General features: G+C 67.1%; 8 protein-coding genes and 2 pseudogenes. 5 read left to right on the forward strand and 5 right to left on the reverse strand.

Features of this window, described 5'->3' with window-relative positions:
* Positions 1 to 5: 5 nt before the first annotated feature.
* From ACFXOM_RS32660 to ACFXOM_RS32670, 3 genes are read right to left on the reverse strand one after another with little or no spacing between them, the layout of a single operon-like run.
* The gene (locus ACFXOM_RS32660; protein WP_385040904.1) at positions 6 to 1,598 is read right to left on the reverse strand and encodes a hypothetical protein; all 1,593 of its coding nucleotides are present in this window, start codon (positions 1,596 to 1,598) and stop codon (positions 6 to 8) included.
* Positions 1,599 to 1,602: 4 nt separating this feature from the next.
* Complete coding sequence (locus ACFXOM_RS32665) at positions 1,603 to 1,935, reverse strand: helix-turn-helix domain-containing protein (RefSeq protein ID WP_385040906.1); 333 nt, start codon at positions 1,933 to 1,935, stop codon at positions 1,603 to 1,605.
* Positions 1,932 to 3,008 carry a tyrosine-type recombinase/integrase gene (locus ACFXOM_RS32670; protein WP_385040908.1) on the reverse strand — a complete coding sequence of 359 codons (1,077 nt, stop codon included), beginning with the start codon at positions 3,006 to 3,008 and terminating at the stop codon, positions 1,932 to 1,934. Before ACFXOM_RS32670 ends, ACFXOM_RS32665 begins: the two co-directional genes overlap by 4 nt.
* A 212-nt stretch (positions 3,009 to 3,220) precedes the next feature.
* Here ACFXOM_RS32670 and ACFXOM_RS32675 point away from each other — a divergent pair.
* The 3 genes and pseudogenes from ACFXOM_RS32675 to ACFXOM_RS32685 form a co-directional block, all read left to right on the forward strand.
* Positions 3,221 to 3,439: pseudogene (locus ACFXOM_RS32675) on the forward strand (peptidoglycan-binding protein); the annotation flags it as partial.
* Positions 3,440 to 3,496: 57 nt separating this feature from the next.
* A pseudogene (locus ACFXOM_RS32680) lies at positions 3,497 to 3,589 on the forward strand (single-strand DNA-binding protein); the annotation flags it as partial.
* A gap of 61 nt (positions 3,590 to 3,650) precedes the next feature.
* The gene (locus ACFXOM_RS32685) at positions 3,651 to 4,013 is read left to right on the forward strand and encodes a hypothetical protein (RefSeq protein ID WP_385040931.1); all 363 of its coding nucleotides are present in this window, start codon (positions 3,651 to 3,653) and stop codon (positions 4,011 to 4,013) included.
* 195 nt (positions 4,014 to 4,208) lie between these two features.
* On the opposite strand, the gene ACFXOM_RS32690 is transcribed toward ACFXOM_RS32685, so the two are convergent.
* Entirely contained in the window at positions 4,209 to 5,303 is a 1,095-nt protein-coding gene (locus tag ACFXOM_RS32690) for a hypothetical protein (protein WP_385040911.1), read from the reverse strand.
* Between the two features lie 209 nt (positions 5,304 to 5,512).
* On the opposite strand from ACFXOM_RS32690, the gene ACFXOM_RS32695 reads away from it, so the two are divergent.
* A complete protein-coding gene (locus tag ACFXOM_RS32695; RefSeq protein WP_385040928.1) occupies positions 5,513 to 5,914 on the forward strand; it encodes a hypothetical protein in 402 nt (133 codons plus the stop codon).
* A gap of 10 nt (positions 5,915 to 5,924) precedes the next feature.
* On the opposite strand, the gene ACFXOM_RS32700 is transcribed toward ACFXOM_RS32695, so the two are convergent.
* Positions 5,925 to 6,416, reverse strand: coding sequence for a hypothetical protein (locus tag ACFXOM_RS32700; protein ID WP_385040914.1), 492 nt, complete (start codon positions 6,414 to 6,416; stop codon positions 5,925 to 5,927).
* 44 nt (positions 6,417 to 6,460) lie between these two features.
* On the opposite strand from ACFXOM_RS32700, the gene ACFXOM_RS32705 reads away from it, so the two are divergent.
* Positions 6,461 to 6,859 (forward strand): hypothetical protein (locus ACFXOM_RS32705; protein WP_385040917.1); only part of this gene is annotated, 399 nt, incomplete at its 3' end.

Here is a 6,859-nt window from a genome sequence, read left to right on the forward strand (position 1 = left end):
AGACGTCACTGAAGTGGCTGTTCAGCAGCCTGGTGCAGCAGAGCCCGTGCGGAGTCCGCGTAGCGCATCGCAGTCTTCTCGTCGAGGCCGAACACCTCGGCGAGGTGGAGCGGGTCAGGCCCGTGCGTCAGGGCCTCTTCGAGTTGGCGGTCGACGCGGAGCCGCTCCAGCGTCGCGTCCTGCCCGCGCATCGAAGCGCTGATCCAGTGGTTGCTGGCGCGACTGGTCCTGGTGGCGGTCTGGTTGTTGATCAGCAGGTGGAGGTTCGCGGTGTTCGGCCACCGGTTTCGCCGGTGCTCCAGCCAGTCCAGCAGCAGCTTCAGGGTGAGGTCGTCGAGCGGGCGGACACGTCCGGCGATGGTCAGCCGACGGTTGCCGATGTCGAGGTCGTCGAGCATGAGGTTGGCGATCTGGGCGACCCAGGCGGCATGGACCGCTGCGAGGGAGAGGTGAGCCGCGTCGCCGGGGTGGTGGCCGCCGCGACGGAGCGATCGACCTGCTCTGGGATGAGCGCTTGCAGCACGGCGTACTCGTATTGCCCGACCTTGATCCGACTGGTGGGGTTGCGGAAGATCAGCCCGTTCCGCTTGGCCCAGGTGAACAGCGAGCGCAGGGCGACGAGTTGGTCGTGGCGCTGGTGGCCGTGCAGTGTCTTGATGTAGGTGAGGACGTCGTCGCGGGTCACCTCCCGCAGGTGGTCGTAGGGGTTCGACCATTCCAGCAGGGCCGGGCGGACCCGGTTGAGGTAGAGCCAGACCGTGCCTTCCCGTCGCGGGAGGCTGCGGGGGCCGCCGTCGCGCAGGACGCGGGGTCCAGCGCTCCGCCTCCGAGTGGATGCCGGGTGCGAGACCCTCCAGCCTCTCGGCGAGCCAGCGTTCGAAGGAGGGTTCGCTGTCGTCCTCGAAGATCCCCATCTCGTCCAGGACCGTGACGGTGTGGCCGACCGGCAGGTCCAGGGCCCGCAGCGGGGCGAAGATCTCCGTGTGCCGGATGACGTCGCCCTCGACGTGGCCGGTGAGGACGAGGGCCAGGCCGCGGTTGACGGCGAAGCGGATGTTGCGTCCCCACCCGCGGGTCTCGGCGAGCCGGTGGGCGAGGTACTTTGCCCAGGCCAGCCACGGGCTGGACAGGTCGGCGTCGGCCAGGGCGAGCTGGCTGTAGTCACGGGGGATCTGCGCGAACAGTGGTAGCTGCCGCCAGCCGGGATCCGGGCGCCAGGCCGGTGCAGGAGGCGGCTTGCGCGTGGCTCCCCGCCGTCCTCCGCGCGTCCGAGCCGCGGGGGTCGGTCTCCTGCGGTAGTCCATCCCGACGAAGAACAGTTGGTGATGCCGGATGGCGGCGAGCCGGTCCCGCACGTCCGTCTCGTCCCTGGGCCGACCGACGACGGCCTTCGCACTGAGGCGGGCCTGGCACCAGCACAGGCGGCAGTAGTTCCACTTCAGCGGCTGGTCGCGGCGGCAGCCGGTACATACGGCCGCGTCGTGGCCGCGGCCGAACATATAGCAGGTGGGACAGAGGCGGCCGCTGGAGTTTCCCCAGGCCAGGCAGCTGTCGCAGGAGTCGGTGGGCTTGACGTAGCCCTTCGGGAACCGTGCCACCGGATCACTCCGGCGGCAGCGACCGGCCATCCCGGCGCTTGGGGATCACCTTCGGTGCGGCGGTTCCCGCACCGACCGCGGCTCGTTCCGTCTCCTCTGCCTGGCCAGGGCGGCTGACCTTCTCCGGTTCGGGGATCAGCAGGTCTCCGACCTCGCAGCCGAGGACCACGCAGATGACGTCCAGGTCCTCCAGCTTGAGCGAGACCGGCTGGCCGGACCACAGCCCGGACATCTTGCCGGCCGAGATCACCAGGCCGTGCTCGGCCAGGCTCCGCTGGAGCTCGGACGCCTTCCAGATACCCTTGTTCGCGGCGGTCAGCCGCAGGTTCCACCTCATCGGGCCAGTCCTTCCAGCCGCTTCGCGGCCCGTTCCATCCCGGCGGCCCAGGCGTCCTCGACCCGGGTCTGCTGCACGTGGATATACCGCATGGTCGTGGCGATCCAGGAATGTCCTAAGACATCCTGGATTGCGAGCAAGTCCAGCCCGTTTCCGTAGAGTTGGGACGCGCAGAAATGCCCCAGGACGTGCGGTGTCAACCTGTCCGTCCAGCTCGGCAGATGAGCCTGGACCGCGTTGTCGAGCCCGTTGCGCAGGGCGTCGTCGCCGACCCGGCGGGCGGAGCCGTCGGTGTTCTTGCGCTCAGAGGGGAACAGCGGGGCACCAGGGCGAGTGTGATCGTCGTCGAATTGGCCCCACACGTCCTCGATGAACCACCGCAGTGTCCGGTCGGCACCATTGATCAGCGGAACCATCCGCTCGCGCGGCCCCGAGCCGCGGGCCCCCTTGCCGTGGCGGACGTGGAGCTTGCCGAAGCGGCCCAGGTCCCACTTGATGTCGTCCAGGTCGAGCCCACACGCCTCGCTCACCCGCAGGCCGACCTGGGACATCAACTTCGAGGCGGTGTAGTTCCGGGTTGGGGGGAACTTCCGGCAGGTGGCCAGCTCGCCGCCCCAGCCGGTGAACAACGTCGCGATCTCCGGCTCACTCGGCGGGATCCGCAGCTGGGCGTCCTTGGCCCCGCGCGGCCGGTTCATCTCGTCGATCGGGCACTCGGCCACCCGGCCGGTCATACGATGGATCTCGACCTTGTGCCGCAGCTCCAGGAACATGAAGTACGTGCTCAGCGCCTGCGACCGGCCCAGCCGGGTGCCGCTGGGTGAGTGCCGCAGAACCTTCCCGAAGTACACGTCCGCGTCGGCTGGCTTCATGTCCCACAAGGGCCGGCCGAACCAGGTCCTGATCTGATCCAGGTGACCGACGTCCCCGCGGATGGTGCCGTCCGCCAGCCCTGCTGAGGCCCGTGCCAGGACAAACCCGGACAGCACATCGGTCTCGAACCGCTCCAGCTCCTCAGCCGACGCGGGCGCCCAGTGCTCACGCAGGTCCCGTACGACTGCCAGCGCCGCCAACCCGAGCCTCCCCGCCTTCGACCCGACTGCGAATCGGTCGGACGAGATGAGAACGCTTCAAGAATCCCGAAGTTACGTCACAAGCCAGCAAAGCACGCGAAAGAGGAAGAACCCCCTGGCCATGGGCCCAGGGAACCAGCGGGGCTCAGGGGAACTCGCGGGATGTCGCACACAAGGTCACGGCGAAGCCGGCCCCGCCGTTCCCCGGCGCTGCCAAGTTCGGCCCCGGCAAGAACAACGCGTCCATCACCCTGCTCGGGCAGCAGCTCGTCCGGAAGGGTTTCGGCAAGCACTACGCCTTGGGCCCAGGGCCGAAGTGGTCGAACGCGGACCGCAGGAACGTCCGCGACTTCCAGCTCGCGCACGCCTCCCTCAAGGGCGACGCCGACGGCATCCCCGGACCGCAGACCTGGAAGATCCTGTTCTCCTGACCCCCTCCCAGCCGGCCCGCACCCGCGGGCCGGCCCCTCCCCTCGAAAGGCCCGTCCATGGCAGGCGAGACCGTCATCACCGTCGCAGGCAACCTGGTCGAAGACCCCGAACTCCGCTTCACTCCCTCTGGCGCCGCAGTAGCTAAGTGGTCCGGTCCGGAAGTCCTTCGGGGGTTGATCACGTAGCTGGCTCGGCGGAGGATTCTTCCTGGTGATCGGCGGTGTGTCGGTCGAGCCTGGCCAGCGGATCGTCCAGGTCGGAGGTGGTGTCAACCCCTACCTGAAAGGGGCGTTGGGGATGGCCGCGTTCGGTGCGGCACGGACCATGGACTCATTCCTGCAAGCCCCGGATCTCCCACGCGTGCTCGTACGCCGTCATCTGCCGCTCGGTGTACCGCTTGATACACGAGCCGTCCTCGGTACCCAGCTGCTCGCCCAGGTGCTCGATCACCGCTACAAGCGGCTGACCGCCCGCCGCGGCCCGATCAGGGCGCTGGTCGCCGTCGAACACTCGATCATCACCGCGATCTGGCACATACTCTGCCCTACCACGAGCTCGGCGGCGACTGTTTGACCCGCCGCGACCCCGAACGCGCTACCCGCCGAGCGATCGACCAGCTCAACCAGCTTGGCTTCACCGTCACCCTCAACCCGAGGGAAGACACAGCCTGACCAGCAGCCCGGACACCTGGCGGTCCTCCGCGACCACCGGGCAGCCAGCTATGCTCACACCCACTCTGACCAGCTGTTATTAACGCATCAGAGTCGCTCAGTGGGATCGATCCAGCGGGTTGGCCAAAGTGGTCAGCTTCGCTTCCACCTCGGCGCGTGCCTCGGCTGCGGCTGCTGACAACCACCGCCCGGCGTCCACCATCTCCCGCGTCAACAGATCGCGCTCCCGCTCCGCCTCCGTCACGTCATGGGAGTCGATGGCCATCTCGACCGGCTGTCCGCCGGTTGCCAGAGCGATCAGGTCGGCATAGGCGTCGTTGCGGTCGGTGATCTCCACGATCTGACGTCGTTCGTCGGCCAACTCGACGGCTCGCCGCACGCGGGCCACGTACTCCTCAAGAGCCCTGGCCTGGCTGTCCATGACGTGGAGCACGGTCTCCAGTACCTCGATCTGCGGACCTGCGGCAGCCAGCACCTGTGGGGACCCGGTGGAGCCGATCCGGTCCGCCAGCTCGCTGCGAAGCTGCTCACGCAGTGCGAGCGTCTGAACGATGTGCCACTGCTGCTCCGCGACCAACTGACAGGCGGGCGCAACGTTGACATCTGCGGGCACGCTCCCGGCTAGCTCCTCCCCGGCCAGCGAGGACTGTACGGTCCGCAGTGCGATCCTTCGGCCCTCACCGTCGAGGTCGGTGAGGCGCACGTAGTGGCGGCGGTACTCGCGCTCCAGACGGTTCCCGGAGCCGCCGGGACGCAGGGTGACCAGCAGCCCCAGCCAGCCCAGATATCCGGCCGCTGCCAGCACCATCCACCCGGCCGGCAGGAAGAACAGCATGACGAGGACGCCCAGCCCGTAGACGACCGCGAGGCAGCTGGCCGTCTCTGCTTCCTTGCCGAGGGCACCGATGCAGCACAGTCCGAAGACCACCACCGTGATCGCGATCCCGATCTTGGACTGCGAGCTCACGAGCATGGCGATCAAAGCCGCCGTCGTCAGCAGCCAGCCGACGGCGCGCAGGACGGGACTGCGCTTTCGCTCGGCGGGTTCCCGGGGGAGCTCACGTTTCTGTTCGGCAGTCAACAAATAGCCAGCGGATGCCTCCAGGGCATCTCGTGTCTCGCTGGGAAGGATCGGATCGACGAAGAGGTGCTCCTCGTCCTCGCCTTCGGTGATGTCCTGCGCGTCCGGCATCGTTCGAACCGTCCCCCCGGTTAGTCCTACCACCCCGTTTTTCTTGATGATCCGCAGCCTGAAAGAAGCTGTCAAATGAATGGGTCCGCCTTCGCGGTCGGTGGGGACAGGCGGAGCCCGGCCTTGGGACTGGTAGGCCCGCATGTTCAGGTGTCGCGTATTCGCCGTAGCCGCAGGCCGATCGTCACCCTGTGTCGGTGCTCTGCGGCATGATGACCAGCGTGGACACCGAGATACTGATAGACGTCTGGCAGCGGCTTCTAGCCGACCCTCGCAAGTCGTGGGTGCTGTTCGAGCATGGCACTTGTGTCGTGCTGACCACTCCGGAAGGGGAGCTTGCTGAACAAGCCACCGACCTCCTGAAGAAGTTCGGCCCGGCTCATGCCGGATCTTCGGCAGGAGACTTTGGGGTGATCGACCCCAAGGACGTCGAGGGATGGGTCGTCACTGGGCATCACAACGACGTACTTACCTATGTCGGCCCTGATGAGCCTCAGGATCAGTCGCAGATCGCTGTCGGGCTATTCGGACGTTCCAAGCGCCACCGAGACGGCACCGAGCTTCACGTCGTCCATGTTGAGGACAATCGCGGCTCAGCGGACCCAGCGTAAGTACCGCGCTTCATCGCTGGTGGTCACCGGGGGCGTATCGGCTCCATGTTCCTCCGGCTTCCGTGACCAAGCGAGTGGCTGTCTTGTAGTGATAGCCAAGCGCCTTCGCGATGACGGGAGCCGGGGCCTGGAGGACGAGATGCCGAATGGCGGAGGTCCTGCCGCGCTGCGGCGGGACGCCGATCTCACGCAGATGGACTTGCAGGCTGACCGGGTTCATGGGCTGTCCGGGCTGACGGCCGGGGAAGAGCCACGCTGAGCTCCTGCTGCTGGCGTAGGGCAGGTGCTGGCGGGACCGGATGTAGGCCCGCATCAGCTCGGCGACGGGCTCCGGCAGTGGAGATGGCGGCTCTCCCAGTCGGACGGTGACGGTCGTCTCGTCGTCGATGATGTCGTCGATGGTGAGGCGAACGATGCGGCTGACGGGTTGCGCATAGAGGATTGGGTGATGACGGCGGGCGGTAGCGCGAGGCGGGGCATCCGGCCGGTCTTCATGCACCACCGCAGGAATGACTGGGACGGACGGCGGGTGGCCAGGCTCTCGGTGTGCCATGCATCGATATCGGCCTGCTGGCACTGCCCGATTGTGCGCCCTCGGTCGGCGAGCCATGCGAGGAAGGCGCCGGCCTGGGTGATTTCCTGCTTGGTGTGGTTGGTCTGGGAGCGTCCCAAGGGTGCCTTCTCTGCCTTTGCCCGCAGGTGCCTCAACTGGTGCCAGATGGCGAAGTGCCGCAGAAGCTGACGGTGTTCGGGTTCCTCGATGGTGGCGAGCCGTTCGGTCAGCCAGCGTTGGTAGAGCAGGAGCTGCCGGTTGACTCGCGGGAGGACACCGCTGTCCATAAGCAGGTCACGAGTAATCGTCAAGACCTGTGGACAGGTGGGTTAGAAGAAGCCGATCGTGTCCTTGAGGAGCCGGAGGGCCTTTGCGTGGATTGTCGCGTTATT

The sequence above is a fragment of the Streptomyces sp. NPDC059169 genome (genome assembly GCF_042755225.1).
GTDB lineage: Bacteria > Actinomycetota > Actinomycetes > Streptomycetales > Streptomycetaceae > Streptomyces.

Excerpts from the sequence above, each read along its gene's own strand:
- ACFXOM_RS32665 (WP_385040906.1), bottom strand. The coding sequence starts at position 1,935 with ATGAGGTGGAACCTGCGGCTGACCGCCGCGAACAAGGGTATCTGGAAG.
- ACFXOM_RS32690 (WP_385040911.1), bottom strand. The coding sequence starts at position 5,303 with ATGCCGGACGCGCAGGACATCACCGAAGGCGAGGACGAGGAGCACCTC.
- ACFXOM_RS32695 (WP_385040928.1), top strand. The coding sequence starts at position 5,513 with ATGATGACCAGCGTGGACACCGAGATACTGATAGACGTCTGGCAGCGG.